The 17,260-nt window shown below is 42.2% G+C and carries 18 protein-coding genes; 10 read left to right on the top strand and 8 right to left on the bottom strand.

Annotated features, from left to right (window positions below; translation table 11 throughout):
• Positions 1-224 precede the first annotated feature (224 nt).
• From pruA to LEPTO7376_RS07065, 6 genes are all read left to right on the top strand, one after another.
• The gene (gene pruA / locus LEPTO7376_RS07045) at positions 225-3,239 is read left to right on the top strand and encodes an L-glutamate gamma-semialdehyde dehydrogenase (RefSeq protein WP_015133523.1); all 3,015 of its coding nucleotides are present in this window, start codon (positions 225-227) and stop codon (positions 3,237-3,239) included.
• Between the two features lie 348 nt (positions 3,240-3,587).
• Entirely contained in the window at positions 3,588-3,914 is a 327-nt protein-coding gene (locus LEPTO7376_RS07050; protein ID WP_015133524.1) for a CAP domain-containing protein, read from the top strand.
• 187 nt (positions 3,915-4,101) lie between these two features.
• Positions 4,102-4,470, top strand: coding sequence for an IS630 transposase-related protein (locus LEPTO7376_RS27370; RefSeq protein WP_041763033.1), 369 nt, complete (start codon positions 4,102-4,104; stop codon positions 4,468-4,470).
• 11 nt (positions 4,471-4,481) lie between these two features.
• Positions 4,482-4,682: a hypothetical protein gene (locus LEPTO7376_RS27375; RefSeq protein WP_051188736.1), complete on the top strand. Its 201-nt coding sequence runs from the start codon at positions 4,482-4,484 to the stop codon at positions 4,680-4,682.
• Positions 4,683-4,731: 49 nt separating this feature from the next.
• Positions 4,732-4,974 carry a transposase gene (locus LEPTO7376_RS27380; RefSeq protein ID WP_051188737.1) on the top strand — a complete coding sequence of 81 codons (243 nt, stop codon included), beginning with the start codon at positions 4,732-4,734 and terminating at the stop codon, positions 4,972-4,974.
• A 152-nt stretch (positions 4,975-5,126) separates the two neighbouring features.
• Entirely contained in the window at positions 5,127-5,540 is a 414-nt protein-coding gene (locus LEPTO7376_RS07065; RefSeq protein ID WP_041763245.1) for a hypothetical protein, read from the top strand.
• A gap of 161 nt (positions 5,541-5,701) precedes the next feature.
• Here the strand turns inward: LEPTO7376_RS07065 and LEPTO7376_RS27385 are convergent, their stop codons facing one another.
• Positions 5,702-6,274, bottom strand: coding sequence for an IS630 family transposase (locus LEPTO7376_RS27385; RefSeq protein WP_041763060.1), 573 nt, complete (start codon positions 6,272-6,274; stop codon positions 5,702-5,704).
• Positions 6,275-6,287: 13 nt separating this feature from the next.
• Positions 6,288-6,686, bottom strand: a complete 399-nt coding sequence (locus LEPTO7376_RS27390) for a transposase (RefSeq protein ID WP_225901139.1) — start codon at positions 6,684-6,686, stop codon at positions 6,288-6,290.
• Between the two features lie 980 nt (positions 6,687-7,666).
• Between LEPTO7376_RS27390 and LEPTO7376_RS24525 the strand changes: the two genes are divergently transcribed.
• Together LEPTO7376_RS24525 and LEPTO7376_RS07095 are read left to right on the top strand one after the other, a co-directional pair.
• The gene (locus tag LEPTO7376_RS24525; RefSeq protein WP_015133527.1) at positions 7,667-8,833 is read left to right on the top strand and encodes a CAP domain-containing protein; all 1,167 of its coding nucleotides are present in this window, start codon (positions 7,667-7,669) and stop codon (positions 8,831-8,833) included.
• A 489-nt stretch (positions 8,834-9,322) separates the two neighbouring features.
• Positions 9,323-9,994: a hypothetical protein gene (locus LEPTO7376_RS07095; RefSeq protein ID WP_015133528.1), complete on the top strand. Its 672-nt coding sequence runs from the start codon at positions 9,323-9,325 to the stop codon at positions 9,992-9,994.
• A 169-nt stretch (positions 9,995-10,163) separates the two neighbouring features.
• On the opposite strand, the gene LEPTO7376_RS07100 is transcribed toward LEPTO7376_RS07095, so the two are convergent.
• Positions 10,164-10,877: a polysaccharide deacetylase family protein gene (locus LEPTO7376_RS07100; RefSeq protein WP_015133529.1), complete on the bottom strand. Its 714-nt coding sequence runs from the start codon at positions 10,875-10,877 to the stop codon at positions 10,164-10,166.
• Between the two features lie 181 nt (positions 10,878-11,058).
• A complete protein-coding gene (locus LEPTO7376_RS07105; protein WP_015133530.1) occupies positions 11,059-12,816 on the bottom strand; it encodes a bifunctional diguanylate cyclase/phosphodiesterase in 1,758 nt (585 codons plus the stop codon).
• 301 nt (positions 12,817-13,117) lie between these two features.
• Between LEPTO7376_RS07105 and LEPTO7376_RS07110 the strand changes: the two genes are divergently transcribed.
• Entirely contained in the window at positions 13,118-13,807 is a 690-nt protein-coding gene (locus tag LEPTO7376_RS07110; RefSeq protein WP_015133531.1) for a Crp/Fnr family transcriptional regulator, read from the top strand.
• A gap of 10 nt (positions 13,808-13,817) precedes the next feature.
• Here the strand turns inward: LEPTO7376_RS07110 and nrtS are convergent, their stop codons facing one another.
• The 3 genes from nrtS to LEPTO7376_RS07125 form a co-directional block, all read right to left on the bottom strand.
• On the bottom strand, positions 13,818-14,048 hold the full coding sequence (gene nrtS / locus LEPTO7376_RS07115; RefSeq protein WP_160148404.1) for a nitrate/nitrite transporter NrtS: 231 nt from the start codon (positions 14,046-14,048) through the stop codon (positions 13,818-13,820).
• An 11-nt stretch (positions 14,049-14,059) separates the two neighbouring features.
• Positions 14,060-14,515 carry a globin family protein gene (locus tag LEPTO7376_RS07120; protein WP_015133533.1) on the bottom strand — a complete coding sequence of 152 codons (456 nt, stop codon included), beginning with the start codon at positions 14,513-14,515 and terminating at the stop codon, positions 14,060-14,062.
• Positions 14,516-14,633: 118 nt separating this feature from the next.
• Entirely contained in the window at positions 14,634-15,176 is a 543-nt protein-coding gene (locus LEPTO7376_RS07125) for a hypothetical protein (protein WP_041763247.1), read from the bottom strand.
• Positions 15,177-15,545: 369 nt separating this feature from the next.
• Here LEPTO7376_RS07125 and LEPTO7376_RS23315 point away from each other — a divergent pair, with 369 nt between their 5' ends.
• Positions 15,546-16,322 (top strand): hypothetical protein, encoded by a 777-nt coding sequence (locus tag LEPTO7376_RS23315; RefSeq protein WP_015133535.1) that lies wholly within the window; start codon positions 15,546-15,548, stop codon positions 16,320-16,322.
• 70 nt (positions 16,323-16,392) lie between these two features.
• On the opposite strand, the gene LEPTO7376_RS07135 is transcribed toward LEPTO7376_RS23315, so the two are convergent.
• Positions 16,393-17,154 (bottom strand): pentapeptide repeat-containing protein, encoded by a 762-nt coding sequence (locus LEPTO7376_RS07135; protein WP_041763248.1) that lies wholly within the window; start codon positions 17,152-17,154, stop codon positions 16,393-16,395.
• Positions 17,155-17,260 lie beyond the last annotated feature (106 nt).

Consider the following 17,260-nt stretch of genomic DNA (forward strand, 5'->3'; position numbering starts at 1 on the left):
TCTGCTTTGAAGCTCGGAGGCTTTGGGAAAATAATTTGCCAACTATATTTTATTGATTTTGATAGGATATGTTTCTTTTAAATCTTATAGATTGAGTTGATTTGAAAAGAAATATATGTCGTCTTTTGAAAGATGAGAAAAGTATAACAATTTCGATAAGATTCTGTTACTAGGCATTAAGGATTTTCTACAATAAATTAAAAGCCCTTCTCTTCATCGTGGTTATGCAACCTCCAGTCAGTTACGAATCTCAGATTCAGGCGATCGCCAAAGAGTTAATCTCTGCAACACGGGACAAGCGGTCATTTTTCTCGAAATTACAAGATCAAATGCGCTTGGACGATAAATTGCTGGGCTGGACAATGGAAAACCCCTTCTTACGGGTGCAATTATTCCGCTTCATTGATGCGTTGCCAGCTCTAAAAGAGAATAGTGATATTGCGCGCCACCTCCAGCAATATTTAGGTGATGACACTGTTGAGTTGCCTTCTGCTCTTAAGAAAATTTTGAACTTCACGGAGCCTAATACCCCCCCAGCACAGCTTGCTGCGGCAACGATCAGTAAATCGGTGGAAACCCTAGCGTTTAAGTACATTTTGGGTGAAAACATAAAGCAACTTCTGAAAACCGTCGAACGTCTGCGCAAGGACAAAATGGCGTTTACGATCGACCTCCTCGGAGAAGCGGTTATTACAGAATCAGAAGCGCAAAGATATCAGCAAACCTATCTTGATTTGATGGCGGATCTTGCGGCAGAAGCGAAGCGGTGGTCAAAGGTAAATGCCATTGACGAAGCGGATGGGGAAGCACTGGCAAAGGTGCAAGTGTCGGTGAAGTTAACGGCATTTTATTCACAATTTGACCCTCTCGATCCGACTGGCAGTAAAGAAAATGTGGCTGAACGAGTTCGTCTGTTATTACGCCATGCTAAAGACTTAGGTGTGGCTGTGCACTTCGATATGGAGCACTACGAATATAAGACTCTGACGCTGCAAATTTTGAAAGAAGTGTTGATGGAAGAGGAGTTCCGCGAGCGCCGTGATATTGGCGTGACGATGCAAGGTTATCTGCGGGATTCCTATGCTGATTTGGAAGGGCTTGTGGCTTGGGCAAAGGAACGAGGAACGCCGGTTACTGTGCGCCTTGTGAAGGGGGCTTACTGGGATCAGGAAACTATTACTGCACTGCAAAATCATTGGAAACAGCCCGTTTTTAATGAGAAAGGCGCAACGGATATTAACTATGAAAAAATGACCCGCTTGCTGCTGGAAAATCATCAGTATCTTTACGGGGCGATCGCCAGCCATAATGTGCGGTCTCAGGCCGTTGCCTGTGCGATCGCCAAGGAACTGAATATTCCGCGCCGAAACTTTGAATGTCAGGTGCTGTACGGCATGGGCGACCAATTGGCGAAAGCTTTGATGAAAAAAGGGTATCGCGTGCGAGTGTATTGTCCCTACGGCAAATTGTTGCCGGGTATGGCCTATCTAATTCGCCGTTTGCTGGAGAATACTGCCAATAGTTCTTTTCTCCGCCAAAACCTTGAGGAGCGTCCCGTCGAAGAATTAATTGCGCCGCCCACCGGAGATTTAAACGCAACCATCCACGACCTCGACAGCAGCCATCTGCAATTTATGGGTGCTGCTGATACCGATTATGCGGAACCAGATTTGCGCGATAAATCTCAATTTGCTCTGTCCGAAGTGAAAAAGCAGCTCGGCAAACGCTATCTACCCTATATCAATGGCGAATATGTGCAAACAGAAAATTGGGTGGATTCGGTAAATCCTTCCCGGTCGGCGGAACTTGTCGGTAAAGTTGGGCAAATTTCCCAAGACCAAGCAACTGAGGCGATCGCCGCGGCTAAAGCTGCCTTTCCAGCATGGAAGAAAACCCCGGTTTCGGAACGGGCAAACATTCTCCGTAAGGCTGCTGAAATCATGGAAATTCGCCGCCATGAATTGAATGCTTGGATTTGTTTGGAGACTGGCAAAACCTTGCGGGAAGCTGATCCAGAGGTTTCCGAAGCGATTGATTTTTGCTTATTCTACGCCGACGAAATGGAGCGTTTGCACAATGGCTACACCGTCAAACCCGATGATTTGTCCCAGGTGCGAGGCTTCAAAAAGTATGATATTTCCGGCGAAACCAACCGTTACCATTACCAACCGCGCGGTATTGCTGTGGTCATTTCCCCTTGGAATTTCCCCTTTGCGATCGCCACTGGGATGACCGTTGCTGCTTTGATCACAGGCAACTGCACATTACTAAAACCTGCCGCAACATCCAGTGTTATTGGTGCAAAAATCGCCGAAATCCTCATCGAAGCCGGAATGCCGAAAGGCGTGTTCCAGTTTGTGCCGGGGCGTGGCTCCACCGTCGGTAACTATATGGTGAAACACCCTGACGTTCATCTGATTGCTTTCACTGGTTCCCGCGAAGTCGGTTGTGATATCTATGCGAATGCGGCGATCGTCCAGCCCGGCCAAAAGCACCTCAAACGGGTCATTGCAGAGATGGGTGGCAAAAATGGCATTATCGTCGATGACAGTGCCGACCTCGATCAAGCCGTTGCTGGAGTACTCCATTCCGCCTTTGGGTATAGCGGTCAAAAATGTTCAGCTTGTTCCCGGGCGATCGTGATAGATACTGTCCATGATGCTTTTGTGGAGCGTCTTGTCGAAGCAGTGAAATCAATCAATGTCGGTGAAACTGATAACCCCAGCGTCAAGATGGGGCCAGTGATTGACGGGTCTGCCCAATCAAAAATCAAAGACTACATTCTGAAGGGTAAAGAGCAATCCACTGTCGCTTATGAAACAGCAGTTCCTGACAATGGTTTCTATGTTTCACCGATTATTTTCAAAGATGTAAAAGCGAATCATAGTATTGCCCAAGAAGAGATTTTTGGCCCCGTTCTCGCCGTAATTAAAGTGGCATCTTTTGATGAAGCTTTAGATGTTGCAAACGGCACAGATTACGCTTTGACGGGTGGCATTTATTCCCGCACACCGCAATCCATTGAGCGGGCAACGGAGGAGTTTGAAGTTGGTAATCTCTATATCAACCGGGGAATTACGGGGGCGATCGTGGCGCGTCAACCCTTTGGTGGCTTCAAGATGTCCGGGGTGGGTTCCAAAGCTGGTGGCCCTGATTATCTCCTCCAATTCCTTGAACCTCGTCACATCACTGAAAATGTTCAACGGCAAGGCTTTGCTCCCATTGAAGGAGTTGATTAATCGATACAAAAGGCGATCGCTTCTTTATGGGAATACAGGGGGGTGATCGCTTTTTTGATAGGAGGTGGAGAGGAGCATCCAATAATAATTAACAGTGATTTTTATAATGTATTTTTCTAGTTACAAATAACTTGAATAATCATAAAAATCATCAATCTTAAAGCTAAGTATTTTTCCGGATGTCAACGTTCTATTCATGTGAGTATATTTAATAAGCTGAAAATATGCACAGCACAATTATGATATTCAGCTTTTCTAAAGCTTGCTGTGTTGTAGATATTAATTTAATTGCTTGTTGCTATCTTGAAGAGCTTTGAGTGTATTCAGAAAAAAATAGGAGAGTGACAAATGAATGTTGATATTTATTCGGATTTGCCTGGTGATGATATTAATGCTGAAGAACTGAAGTTATTAAACTTAATTAATCAATATCGTAATCAAAATAATCTTTCTTCTATACCTGTATCTAAAGCCTTAAGCACCGTAGCAAATCGTCATGTTTGGGATTTAGCAGAAAATATTGGTTCGTTAACTCACGGTTGGAGTGACGCTCCTTATGATAGAGGAAATCCGGCCACATATTCTTCAATGTGGCGAGCCCCACAGCGATTCAATACAGGTTACCTTGGTACTGGTTATGAAAATGCTCATGGTGGATCTGGTGGCTATATATAGCAGGCAAGGAGTGGGTTAAGACAGAATAGGATAGAAGCAATAAACATAGATGCCATGCCTGCTCCCCATAGTCTTGATTTACGCCTAAAAGCTGTTGCCGCCTTCGATAAAGGTGAACGAAAAAGTGATATAGCAGGCAAGGAGTGGGTTAAGACAGAATAGGATAGAAGCAATAAACATAGATGCCATGCCTGCTCCCCATAGTCTTGATTTACGCCTAAAAGCTGTTGCCGCCTTCGATAAAGGTGAACGAAAAAGTGATATCTGTCGCTTCTTTGGTATTAGCCGAAATACGCTAGACCTGTGGCTGAAACGACGAGAGAAAATCGGTTCAGTCGCTCCGAAGACAGATTACCGTCGAGGCCCTCAACCGAAGATTAATGATCTAGATGCTTTTCGTGCTTTTGCAGAGGAATATGGGCATCTAACCCAGAAGGAAATGGCGGAGAAATGGCCAGAGTCTATTAGTGATGCATCCAGACGTGAAGCTCTACGGAAAATTGAATTTACTCGAAAAAAAAGACCTATCGATATCAAGAGAGAGATAAAGAATTAGAAAAAGCATTTGTGGCACAACTGAAGCAGTATGGCCAAGAACGACTCGTATATATCGATGAAAGTGGATTTGATAATACCTTAGATTATGGGTATGGCTACTGCCATAAGTCAGAGAGGTTTATCGCAGAGAAGTTAGGTCATCGTACAGAACGAGTTAGCGTGATTGGAGGATGGCGAGAGGGAGAGGCAGATAGCACCGATGGTATTTGAGGGCTATGCCAACAGCGCCTTAGTTTGCCAATGAGTAGAGGATTGCTTAGTGCCAGAGTTGATTCCGGGTCAAATTATTATTCTGGATAATGCCAGTGTTCATCCAAAGGAAAGAATACAAACATTGGTGGCGAAGGCAGGATGTGAAGTGATATTTTTGCCACCCTACTCACCACACCTGAACAAGATAGAGAAGTTTTGGGGGAGGTTAAAGAAGGAGGTAAGTAAGCTCATCAAGAAGACTGAGGATTTGTTCGATGCCATCAGAATAGCCTTCTGTTCTATGTCCTAACCTTCTCCTTCGCTGCTATAGCAACTGCAGAAAAGGCATTTGATGGGTGGAGAAACAGTACTGGGCATAATGCTGTAATTCTCAATTTAAATAATTGGCAAGATAATCAATGGAATGCTTTAGGGGTTGCTATATACAAAGGATATGCCGTGATGTGGGTTGGAGAAGAAGTGGATCCGACAGGGGAACCACTCGGCTTGCCTATTGATACATTGCAGTATGCTGCATCTTACTCTGATTTACTTATTATATTTGGCAGTGATGCCACGCTTTTAAATCAGCACTACAATACCTCTGGTTATTATGAGGGACGCTCTAAAGATTTATTTGATGAGCTGAGATATATTGCCTCAAATCCTGATCTCATTAATGTATTTGGAGTTGATGGAAATGCAGCAACACAGCATTATGTCACGCATGGATATTTTGAAGAGCGCTCCAAAAGTAGTTTTGATCCAGCTCAATATTTAGCCTCACATGATGACTTACTTAATGCTTTTCGGAATGACTATGGTGTGCAGCGACTAAACATTACGTCACTAATGGATATTTTGAAGGACGTCTAATAGATCGCTTTAGCCCTGCCCAATATTTGGCATCTTATGATGATCTACTCGGTGTTTTTAGTTCAAACTATGGTGCTGCTACAGAACATTACATCAATCATGGTTATTCAGAAAACCGTTCAAAAGATAGTTTTTCTGAAGATATATATATATAGCAATTTCTAGTCGAGTGAGGTGCAATAGCAGCAATGTGTAAACCAGCATCGAATATCATCAAGGGTAATCTTGGAAAAAGCTACCTCAATTGCCTTGTCTAGAGCTAGATAAGTTCTTGCCCCGATACTTTTCAAGGTACTTTTCAACTTTGACCAGCAATTTTCAATGGGTGAAAAATCTGGAGAATAGGGAGGAAGGTAAATCAACTTAGCTCCCACGGCCTCAATCATTGTGCGTACTGACTCTCCTAAATGAATCGAACAGTTATCCATCACCACACATGCTCCCGCCCATAAGTTTGGTATTAACTTCTGGCTGATGAATGCTTCAAAGGTTAATCCATCCGTACTCCCCAGCAGATGATAATTAGCGACCATTCCCTTGAAGCCTAATGCTCCAATCAAAGAAACATTCTTGCCTCGTTTACTGGATTTCGGACTATAAGCTCGTTTCCCTTTCTCAGAACGTGCCCTCAGTCTTGTCATGGCTAAGTTCACGCCCGATTCATCGATAAAAATCAAGTTTTTCGCTAGAGTCGCTTGCATTTTCTGCCAAAAATCATATCTGGCTTGTTGCACTCGTTTTGTCGCCTTAAGGTCTGGATAGAATGTTTTTTTTGAGGCTATATCCCATTCTTCTTAAGGTGCGATGCATGGTGCTATTGGCCACACGGAGACCAGTGCGTTTCTCCATCTCATCACATAGTTCCGCTAGCGTCGTATCGTTTTTCTTGGTGAGCAACTGGCGCAATATTGTTTGATGCTCTTCGTTTAATTTGGGAGGTGTTTGTTGGCTTCGTTTTTTCGGAGCAATCGACCCTGTCAGTCGTTTTTGGTCGAGGAGCTTTTGTACAAAACTTTTCGCCACTCCAAATTGTCGGGCAAGACTACTTTGACTCACACCACCCCTTTCGTAGGCATCCACTATTTTCTGTCTTAAGTCTAATGAGTAGGCTTTCGGCAAGATGCTACTTTCTTCCTCACCAGTCAACTCACCTATACTACTTCATACACCTTGCTAGGCTGAAATTTGCTGTAGCTTCTAATTATGATTTGATTGTAGCTTTTGGGTATAACTTACAGGGAGCTACGAATCACTATATCAGTTATGGATGGAATGAACAAAGAATCATCGATTCATTCGATGCCGCTACTTATCTTGGCACATATTCAGATTTACAAAATGCTTTTGGAAATAATCTTGAGCTAGCAACTAAACACTATATTGAATATGGCTATTTTGAAGGTAGATCAGATTCCTCTATTGAAGTTACTTGGGGATGAGGTTAAAGGACTACTTCTTTTTCGGTAAAGCTTTAGAAGTGCTCTGCAAAAGGTCTGGCTGCTTTTTTTGCTATCAAGCTCATAAAATCACTTATAAATTCATCATGAAAATGGATTTTTTAGATATTCGTTTAGATATTATTTTGAATCAATCATAAAAATTACTAATGTTTGTACTCCGTATTTTCCCGGATCTTTTTTGTTTTTCCGGATCTTCTCAGTGAGCTTAAGTACTTGTTGTTAAATCACTTGAGTTTGGAGTTGAAGTAATGTTGTTGTTCTATTAACCGTTTCGAAAAATCAAATAAATATTGAGAGTCTAGTATTATCGCAATCCTGAATTAAAAGTGATGTTATTTTATCACTTAAATAAAGTTTTACTACTTACTTTTTGCTTTGTTTAGAGGATGTCTGAAAAGTCTTTATGTTCGATAAATACTGCGTAAATTCCGCCAGGTTGATCGCCTGAAGTGCTTATTGTTACGTGCAACTCATTTCGACAAAAGTTACGGTCAGACCCTTTTCAGACATCCTCTTAGTTCTGGAGCAATTTTTTCTTGGAAATTGATTCATCAAAAAATCAAAGTGAAAATCTATAAATACCAAAAATAGAACTTATAAAAAAGAATTCGAAATTCGACATGATTTAAGTTTGCAAGATAAAAATATAAAAGTTGAGAAATCAAAATGCAAAATTATACTTTTGTGTTAGAAGTTGTTCGCTTGACAAATGAATATAGAGCCGCGAATGGACTCTCTGAGTTATCAATTGATTTAGATTTACAAGAATCAGCTCAAAATCATTCGCAAAATATGGCGTATCAAGATTTTTTCGATCATATTGACCTAGATGGAAATAGATCAAGTGATAGGGCTATTAATGCAGGCTATGAATCAGGATTTGTTGGAGAAAATATTGGTGCGGGATATATAACTCCACAAGATGTTGTGAATGGTTGGATTAATAGTCCAGGGCATCGCGCAAATATCTTAAATTCTCGTTATAACGAAATTGGAGTTGGATATTTCTTTCTAGAGAATGATACTGGTAATGAAAACTGGAATTCTTATTGGACTCAGGTCTTCGGAAGAGGTGAAATTGAACCACCATTTGATGCTTTTCAATATGGAGCTTCTCATGCTGATTTACTTCAAGTCTTTGGTTTGAATTCAGATGCTTTGGTACAGCATTATATTGGAAGTGGCCAGTCTGAAGGTAGAGCAATTGATTTATTTGATGAGTTTCGTTACATTGCATCGAACTCAGACTTAATTGTCGCATTTGGAACCAATGGCGATGTAGCGACACAACATTATATTCAGAATGGTTATTATGAAGGTCGTTCACAAGATAGTTTTAATCCAGTTAAATACTTGGCTTCACATGAGGATTTACTAAATGCTCTGGGCAATAACTATGAATTGGCTACTCAGCATTATATTCAGAATGGTTATTATGAAGGTCGTTCACAAGATAGTTTTAACTCATCCCAATACTTGGCCTCACACAATGATTTACTGAATGCTTTTGGGAATAATCATGATTTGGCTACTCAACACTATGTTGATTATGGCTATTCGGAAAACCGTTTAAAAGATAGTTTTTTTGAAGATATATACATTGCATCGAATCATGACTTGATTTTAGCGTTTGGTTACAATTTAAGCCTAGCTACAGAGCACTATTTAAATTATGGATGGCGTGAGCAAAGAATTATAGATTCTTTCGATGCTGCTACCTATCTTGGCTCATATTCGGATTTGCAAAATGCTTTTGGAAGTAATCTTGAGCTAGCAACAAAACATTATATTGAACATGGTTATTTTGAAGGTAGATCAGATTCTCTCATTTGAACTGCTGAGAGCGATCACCCCTCCCACTTTAACTCCTACTAAGTAAACAATATAGATAAAGTCGTTATTGAGTAACCATTTGATTTGATTTGAGTTTTGGGAGCACAAGCTCAAGAGTTTTCATGGTTCGATGTCCTCTTTCTCCTGCCTCGCCGCTGTCATGTAATACCATAATTGACCTCGGATGAACATTCTATAAAATGTGCTTTACGGCGAAACTGATAGAAAAAATATGAGTGTCATAGGGAAACACATTCCCAAAGGCGATCGCCCTTGGGAATGTGTTTTTAGCGGTTTCAAGCATCTGTTGACTGTACTAATGATGGCCGAGTTCATGGCCTGCAGAGGCGATCGCCCCTCTACATTTCCAGATATTTTCAGACTTCCCTAGCTTCAGTCGTTGCAAAAAAGCGAATCAGAATTTATTGAGAGATTTTTTAGGTATCGTGAAGATCAAGACATCAATTGATCTCACTTTTATCAAATTCTATGACATTTACAAAATTTAAAAACTGTACGCTATTGCTCCTGACACTGACCACTGTTCAACTATCTTTGGTTGCCTGTGGCGGCGGTGAGCGAACTGCTACAGATACAAGTACCACGTCCACAGAAACCACTGCCACAACAACTGAGACTGAACCATCAACTGCTGAAGATACACCAACATCTACTGTCGTAGATACGGAAAATTGGGTGGATTTCACAACAGAGAACGATGCCATTTCTGTCAAATTTCCGGGGGAGCCAACAACTGAAAAACAGGTAGCACCGAGTGATATAGGTGATGTTGAATTTACAATGACGACCTATGCAGATGATAGTGACAAACAATTTTTTATGGTGAGTAGTCTCGATTATCCAGTTAATCCAGAAGAGTATGACGTGGAGCAAGGTCTAGAGGGAGCGAAGAATGGAGCGTTGCAAAATTCTGGTTCGACGCTGATCAGTGAGGAGCCTAGTGATCGCTTTGGGATTCCGGGGAAAAAATTACTCATGAAGAATACCGAACAAGGCGGGGAGCTCACTATCCGCGCAGAACTATATATTGATCCAAAAGGCCCCACACTTCATCAAATTATGATGGTTGGGGAAGGGGATGCGGTGGATACACCAGAAGTAAATGCATTCTTTGATTCGGCGCAAATTACTAAGCTCTAGATGATTCGAGGCGATCGCCAAACTTTTACATGCGAAACCTAGTCCAGTGACCAAGCAAACATTTCGCCGAGAGTTAACTTGAAATCTGGGAGAAAACTAGGAGATGGTAAAACCTATTCCGGTTTGTCACAAAATACTGGGCAGTGATCGCCACCCAGTATTTTCGTGATTATTCAGCAAAGAGTGTAGACAAAGTCGTAATTTTATAGCCTTGTGATTTTAATTTTGGGAGTACAAGCTCAAGAGTTTTCACTGTTCGATGTCCTCTTTCTCCTGCCTCGCCACTGTCATGCAACACCACAATTGACCCCGGACGGACATTCCACAAGATATGTTTTACGGCGAAATTAACTGAAAGAATATGTGTGTCGTAGGGAAACACATCCCCAAGGGCGATCGCCAAATTATGTTTTTTAGCGGTTTCGATTATCTGTCGACTGTACCAACCGGATGCAGGACGGAACCATTTCACTGGAGCAAACTTGGTGATGATTTGCTGAGCCGCTAATAAATCGTATTCAAACTCTTCCGCACTAAGCGAAATACTTGGCTTGTCTTCTGTCATATGATTGCCGAGCTCATGACCCACACTGGTGATCGCCTCAACAATGTCTTCATTCCCTTCAATTTGATTGGCGATGAGAAAAAATGTGGCTTTCACATCGTGTTTTGCCAAGATATCAAGAATTAGTGGTGTCGTTTCCCTGTCCGGCGCATCATCAATCGAAAAGGCGATCGCCTTTTCGTCAGTATCCGCAAAATAGACAACACCCCATGAGACAGACTGAATTATTCGTAACAGCCAGCGAGGTTGCGCCCACAAAATTCCTGCGACGAGCAAAAAAATACTAAAGCTACCAGATATCAAAAATGTCCAATTCACTAAATTAGCCTGTCTATCCCAAGAATACTTTTAATTGTAGAAATGTTGTGGTGATCGCCTTTTTTTATTAGTGACTCAAAAACGATTTTTAACGACAGTTTGATAAGATTTCTAGGGCGTAATGAGAAGCCCTGTTCCTCGTATTCGCTTCATAGAAAATTAGACACACTAATATTTGCAGCTACATGGCGACCTGATTGCACTTATACGTGTTTAGCCTTTCCTGGAACTTAGTTGGTGACCAGTTCTGAACCCACAATAAATAGTCAGCTTCGGACATTGGCTTTGCAAAAGCATAACCTTGTCCACTAGCACAGCCGAGATTCTTGAGAATGCTTGCAACCCCATACGACTCTACCCCCTCTGCAACAACATTGATTTTGTGGGCTTGGGCGATCGCCAAGATGCTTTTAACCAGCGCCAAACTTTTGGCATCAGAATTGAGATGTTTGATAAAGCGTTTATCTATTTTCAACACATCAATGGGAAGTGCATGAAAATGCGTCAGTGAAGAATATCCGGTGCCAAAATCATCGAGTGATACCCTTATGCCTAAAGCCTTACATTGCTGGAGGAGGTCATTAGTGCGCTCGAAATTTTTGATCGATGAAACCTCTAAAATTTCGAGCTCCAAAGTCTTGCCTGAAACACCTGCGTCAGCGAACAAAGAACGTAGTTGATTTGGAAAGTTCTGAGCCTCAATAGTTTTCGGATTGATGTTCACACTAAAAGGACCCTCGATGCTGCACTCACGAAAAATCTTGCTTTGTCTAAGAGCCTTTTTAATGACCCAGTTATCTAGTTCCCATTCCAGATCTGTATCTTGAATAGCAGTTATCACATCCATCGGAGAATATGGATGACCATCCCTGAACCAACGAAGTAGTGCCTCTGCTCCGGCTAATATGCCGTCACTAAGGTTGATTTTCGGCTGATAATAAAGAACGAATTCGTCATTTCTAATTGCAGTGGCGATCGCCCTTTGTAAATCTCGTTTTGACAATCTTCGCTGACGCTTCTCGGTATCGAAGAAACGCATCTGTGATTTTCCATGTTCTTTGGCTTGATACATCGCCTGATCTGAATGACGCAGTAGGACTTCTGGGTCAACGTTATCTTTTGGGTACATTGTCACGCCAATGCTAGCTGTGATCTCAAATGTACTCACTTGGGTAACATATAAACCCTCAATCGCACGTTTCACGTGGTGTACAGCTTCATTTATTTCAGCATCTTGAATATTGACCAATACTCCAGCAAACTCGTCGCCGCCGATTCTCGCAAAGAAATCGTTTGGCCCAACAATGCTCTGTAATCGATGCGCAACACTGATAAGTACCTCATCACCTACAGCATGCCCATGGCGATCATTGATTAGCTTAAAATCATCCAGATCAATAAACATAACCGCGATATTGGTGCGATCGCGACTCGCCAATTCAACAGCCGCATTCAATCTATCTGAAAAGAATTTGCGATTGGGAAGGTCAGTGAGGGCATCATGGTATGCCAAATGTTCTATTTGTTGTTGTGCGTCGACAATCTCCGTAATATCTTTTGCAGTACCGATAGATCGCTCTGCTTGATCTTGTTCATCGTAGAGCGTGACACCCTTCGCCTCTATCCATTTCACTGAGCCTGCTGCCTTGATGCGATACCGGAGAGAATACTCGGTTTTGAATTTGACTGAGTCTTGATAGGTTTTATGAACCAGATCACGATCCTCGTCATAAATCAGATTTAAAAAAATTTCATAATCTGGACTTAAGGCCTCACTATTTAATCCATAGATGGTAAAAATCTCTTCAGACCAATAAAGAGCTCCAGTCATATGGTCGAGTTCCCAGAATCCTACCCCAGACAAGCGCTGGGTTTCTTTGCGTCGGCGTTCAGCCACGGCGAGGGAATTTGATAACTCACGAATCCGATCCTTATCCATTACCGACCGCGTGATACCCACAAAAAATAAAAGTTTGAATTGTACTCTTTAAAAGTCTAGCGCGCCAAATTCGATGCTAGGCGCCTCAGGGTAAACAGATACCTTAATTTGTTTGTATGGCCTGATACTTGAGAATTAACTGCTTGACCTCTGAAACTTCTCCAAATAAGCTGAAGCAATATTTTTAGCCTCTGAACAGAAAGCCAATTTACGATGATATCTCTACTATCATAAATCTTTCGTAGAGGAGACTCAGTAACCAGAGTTCGGAATATAAAATCGATGATCGCCATTTGACAAAATGAATGCAACCATCCAGCAGCTGAAGACGATTCATATATTCTCAGATCTTAATGCCGAAGTTTTAGCCGAACTTGCCCGCTCGTCCGAAATAGACATATATCAACAAGGCGAAGTATTGATCCATGAAGGAGAAAAATTTCCCGCTAAACTCCATGTGATTTTTTGCGGTCGTTTTCTCGTTAGCAAAATAGCTCTATCTGGTAAAGAATCGAACCTACGCGCCTTATCCAGTGGTGAAATGTTTGCGGCACCTGCTCTCTTCGGTGATGGTATTGCACCTGCCACGGTTACAGCTTTACAAGATTCTCAGATTATCACCATCGACAAATCAGCCTTAATAAAAACGATTCAAACTGCCCCAGAAGTTGCTTTGCATATCCTGCATTATTTCAACCAGCGTTTACAGGAAATGCACCAAACGATTCATGGCCTCATTTCAGAAAAGGCAGTCATTCGATTAGCGCGTCTGATCCAATATACTGCCCGTCAATATGGCGTTCAAGAAACAAAAAAAGGAGCTTGCCTTAAGGCAAGACTCCCTCATCAACAAATGGCTCGTATGGTTGGTATTACCTATGAGGAATCTGTACGCATTGTAAAAAAAGAATTAGCTACAATCATTCTTTACGAAAGAGGTGGAATTATAACCATCCAAGACTCTTCGGCTTTTGAATCGTTGTTATTCTAAGCTCTGTTTACTAGCCTTTGTTTTCGTGATCTGTGCCTTGATATTGGCCATGCAGACTCACCAGATAAGGGACACAATAGGTAAGTAATCCAGAAAACCAACGATTGCGAGTCATCTTATTTGTCGCTAGGGCATGGCCGTGGTTAATCGCAAATAGTGTGGAGCCAACTACTATGGCAACACGAAGAGATATTGCACGGGCACGGCGATCAGCGAGCATCGAGACAAATTTTCCCATCATTGTTTTTGAGCTTACGAAGGTGAATTGGCCAAAGCACTCTCTGGATCGAGGATAACAGCTGGATATTCTAGTCCGTCCAGCATTATTTCTGTAATGGTGGCATAGGCTTCCGCCCAGGCTTCAGAAAATTCGGTTGTCCATTGTTCATCGAGGGCGATCGCCATTGCCTTGAGGAGAGTACGACCTACCATTGGATAATGTTCAGGCAAAACGCCGTATTTTACATGTCTGGTACCCAGCCCTTGTAACGCATGGGTTAATGTGTCTGTTTTTTTGAGATTGTCCACGACAAGTACGAGGGATGCAAACAATTTTGCAGCCTGCTTGTCCATTTGAGTTTCTTTAAACAATGGCTTTACTTGTGGGTAGTCTGCGAAGAGATGGTGATAAAAATGCTGGGTGAATTCGGTTTTGTGATCACGCAGTAAAGCAAAGCTTGTTTCTAGGAGTTCAGTATTTAAAGACATTCGAGTTCAAAGCTCTACGACTTGTACAGGAACTATCTTTTCAAGATGTTTGTTTGGTTTCTATGAGCTACCTCAGTTAATGGAAAAGATTTTTTAGGGCGATCGCCGTTCGTAATTGCTAACGATAATCCACTACGATTCCCTGCTTTTTGCGGGCAGCCATATAAATAGGCTCTATCCATTCATCTTCGATGTAGCCCAAAAAACCTCGACGAAAGCTTTTCTCTGCATTCTCACAATTTGTATAAGTCGCAATCGTTTTGCGGGTCGAATCAGAGCAAAATTCATAATATGCCTCTTGCAATGCACCCCAATCGATTTCATCCGCGAGCAGAGCATATTTAATGACTGATTGAGGATTAAGACTTTGGATTAAACTCGTAAGATTCGCGTGGTCGAGATCTTGGTGGTATCCCTCAAAGGTAATCAGCGGCAGCATAAAGCTATCAGCATCCTGTCGCAGTTTCTCTGGAAGACCTGTTCGCAATGTTTCATAGGCTGTAGCCACCGCATTATAAAGATGATCACTGATGGGGAGATCATGGTAAACCTCAGCCCAATTGGGTGTATCTTCACTATCCAAAAGAGCCCTAACGAGAGTTTCTTTCTTGTAATGCTCTAAAAGAATTTTCCAATCAACGAAATAGATGGTGCGCCACATCGACATCGGTTTGTCTCACTTCCCAAGCTGCTTAAGGCTAATTGTAAAGGCTGTCACTGTGACAAATATGCGGACGTTATTGTTGTTGTCTTTTGTCACCTAATTGGGAAAATTAGATGTCTGAACTGTTGACTGATACTGTCATGAAAGTTTGACTTTAAGCTTGTGTTTTGATTGAAAAATCATAATGTTCGTCTATCTGTTTAATAGTGACCAAAAGTCTATGAACATACTGTTATGTTTGATAACATGACGGGACGAGACGCGGAATATTGACCCTCATTTAGGTCAAAAGGTCTGATATTTTTCAGTCTTGACGAGCTCTTACCGCGGCTAGAATGTGCGATCGCCTAACCCATTATCTTTTTTATGAGCAATGTTACAGACACTCTAATCAAAGCAGGGCTACTCAATGAAGTCCAAGTGCAAGTTGCTCTCCATGACCAGACATTGAATCCAGAGATGCGGCTTGGTGAGATTTTGTCGTTGCGGGGTTGGATCGCAGAAGAAACAGTGGATTTCTTTGATCTTGTCTGGGAGATGCGCGTTAAACAAGCTGACCGTCAAAGTATTGGTAGTTATTTTGTTGAAGCACGATTAATGACGGATGCGCAGGTAGAAGATGTCTTGGTGGAGCAGAAGGTGAGCAACATGCGTTTCGGTGAAGTTGCTGTGCTGAAAGGCTATCTCAAGCAAGAAACCGTAAGATTTTTTGTGGAACATTTATTTCCAGAACAGCTTCGCGTTAAAGAGGTTTCTCCTTTCTCACGCATTACTCAGTCAACCGAGAGTCAAGCGCAGCGACGCACCATGACGAATGATTCAACAGTGCAGCAGACAGAAGAAACGGTTGATGAAACAAACCGTCAATACCAGAAAGGACAAGCTCGCCCAAAGCCATTTCCACCGAAGCCTGCTGCGCAACGAAAAAATTTACTGGATCGACTGAAAAAGCAAGTCCAAAATAAAATTACGGAAGTTAATCGAGCTGCAAATTCTCCAGATTCTCCCGCTGCCAAGCGAAAAAAAAATCAGCCTTCTCCACCACCTCGCAAACGCAATGTTTTGCCAAAAGAAAGTATTTCCACATCTCCTGATTTGTCTACATTGGAAGATGAAGATTTTGATTTCTTAAATGATTTATAAATTCAAATCCCAGACTAAACGTTGAATGGCGTAGTTAATCTGAGATTGAGTTGAATTCATCGCTAACTCTTTAGAAGAAGAGTCGGAAGAGCATTGAAGTGATTGTGCCAACAACGTTTCCGAAGCTATTGCCGGAGCCACTGTCAGGGTTTACTGCTAAGTCAATTTGGGCAAGGAGGCGATCGCTCGCATCTATGCCTACTTGTGATCCTCTGGCTTCAAATAAGGAGCGTGCAAAAGTAACATCTTGCTGGGCGCTGTAATAGTCTTTTAGCTTAAAACTGGCGATCGCCCGTGAAAGATAAATGGCACCATTATCAGGATCAATATCTGCGGCGTAGTTGTAATAGGTAATCGCCATACGATGGTTATTACTTTCCGATTCGATAAAGCCCCATTGATAAAGTCGCTCAGCCGAAACATTGGCCTCCAGCAACCCTACGGCACGTGTGACGTAATAGGTATTGAGAGATGTATTCGTAAAATTGGCGCCGGATAAATAAGTTCCTCGTAAATCTGCACCATCAAGGATTGCTCCTTCAAGGTTTGCCCCTGCCATGTTGGCACCAGCTAAGGATGCACCGGTTAAGTCTGCGCCACTGAGATTGGCCAAGCTGAGATCTGCACCACTGAGATTAGCTTGCCGGAGATCTGAACCTGTCAGATCTACTCGTCCTAATTTTGCATTGACGAGTCCTGTGGCAGTGAGGTCACAATTTTGGCAGCTCCGAGTCGAAAAAAGCTGGCTCAGATGACTGAGATTTTCTGCACGCGTCACAGGGGCGATCGCCAAGATACCGACAAAACAGGAGAGAAATAAAGACTTTTTCATAGCAATCTCAGGGGAGGGTGACCTAGGGATGAAGACTGTGCCGCCGCAAAAAACGTTTCCAAAAACATCAAAAATTCTTTCGCTCATCATAGCAGTCCTTTTCGTG

The sequence above is a fragment of the [Leptolyngbya] sp. PCC 7376 genome (assembly GCF_000316605.1).
GTDB lineage: Bacteria > Cyanobacteriota > Cyanobacteriia > Cyanobacteriales > MRBY01 > MRBY01.

Excerpts from the sequence above, each read along its gene's own strand:
- LEPTO7376_RS07110 (WP_015133531.1), top strand. The coding sequence starts at position 13,118 with ATGAATGCAACCATCCAGCAGCTGAAGACGATTCATATATTCTCAGAT.
- LEPTO7376_RS07050 (WP_015133524.1), top strand. The coding sequence starts at position 3,588 with ATGAATGTTGATATTTATTCGGATTTGCCTGGTGATGATATTAATGCT.
- LEPTO7376_RS24525 (WP_015133527.1), top strand. The coding sequence starts at position 7,667 with ATGCAAAATTATACTTTTGTGTTAGAAGTTGTTCGCTTGACAAATGAA.
- nrtS (WP_160148404.1), bottom strand. The coding sequence starts at position 14,048 with ATGATGGGAAAATTTGTCTCGATGCTCGCTGATCGCCGTGCCCGTGCA.
- LEPTO7376_RS07095 (WP_015133528.1), top strand. The coding sequence starts at position 9,323 with ATGACATTTACAAAATTTAAAAACTGTACGCTATTGCTCCTGACACTG.
- LEPTO7376_RS07065 (WP_041763245.1), top strand. The coding sequence starts at position 5,127 with ATGTGGGTTGGAGAAGAAGTGGATCCGACAGGGGAACCACTCGGCTTG.
- LEPTO7376_RS07105 (WP_015133530.1), bottom strand. The coding sequence starts at position 12,816 with ATGGATAAGGATCGGATTCGTGAGTTATCAAATTCCCTCGCCGTGGCT.
- LEPTO7376_RS07135 (WP_041763248.1), bottom strand. The coding sequence starts at position 17,154 with ATGAAAAAGTCTTTATTTCTCTCCTGTTTTGTCGGTATCTTGGCGATC.
- LEPTO7376_RS27370 (WP_041763033.1), top strand. The coding sequence starts at position 4,102 with ATGCCTGCTCCCCATAGTCTTGATTTACGCCTAAAAGCTGTTGCCGCC.
- LEPTO7376_RS23315 (WP_015133535.1), top strand. The coding sequence starts at position 15,546 with ATGAGCAATGTTACAGACACTCTAATCAAAGCAGGGCTACTCAATGAA.
- pruA (WP_015133523.1), top strand. The coding sequence starts at position 225 with ATGCAACCTCCAGTCAGTTACGAATCTCAGATTCAGGCGATCGCCAAA.
- LEPTO7376_RS07125 (WP_041763247.1), bottom strand. The coding sequence starts at position 15,176 with ATGTGGCGCACCATCTATTTCGTTGATTGGAAAATTCTTTTAGAGCAT.
- LEPTO7376_RS07120 (WP_015133533.1), bottom strand. The coding sequence starts at position 14,515 with ATGTCTTTAAATACTGAACTCCTAGAAACAAGCTTTGCTTTACTGCGT.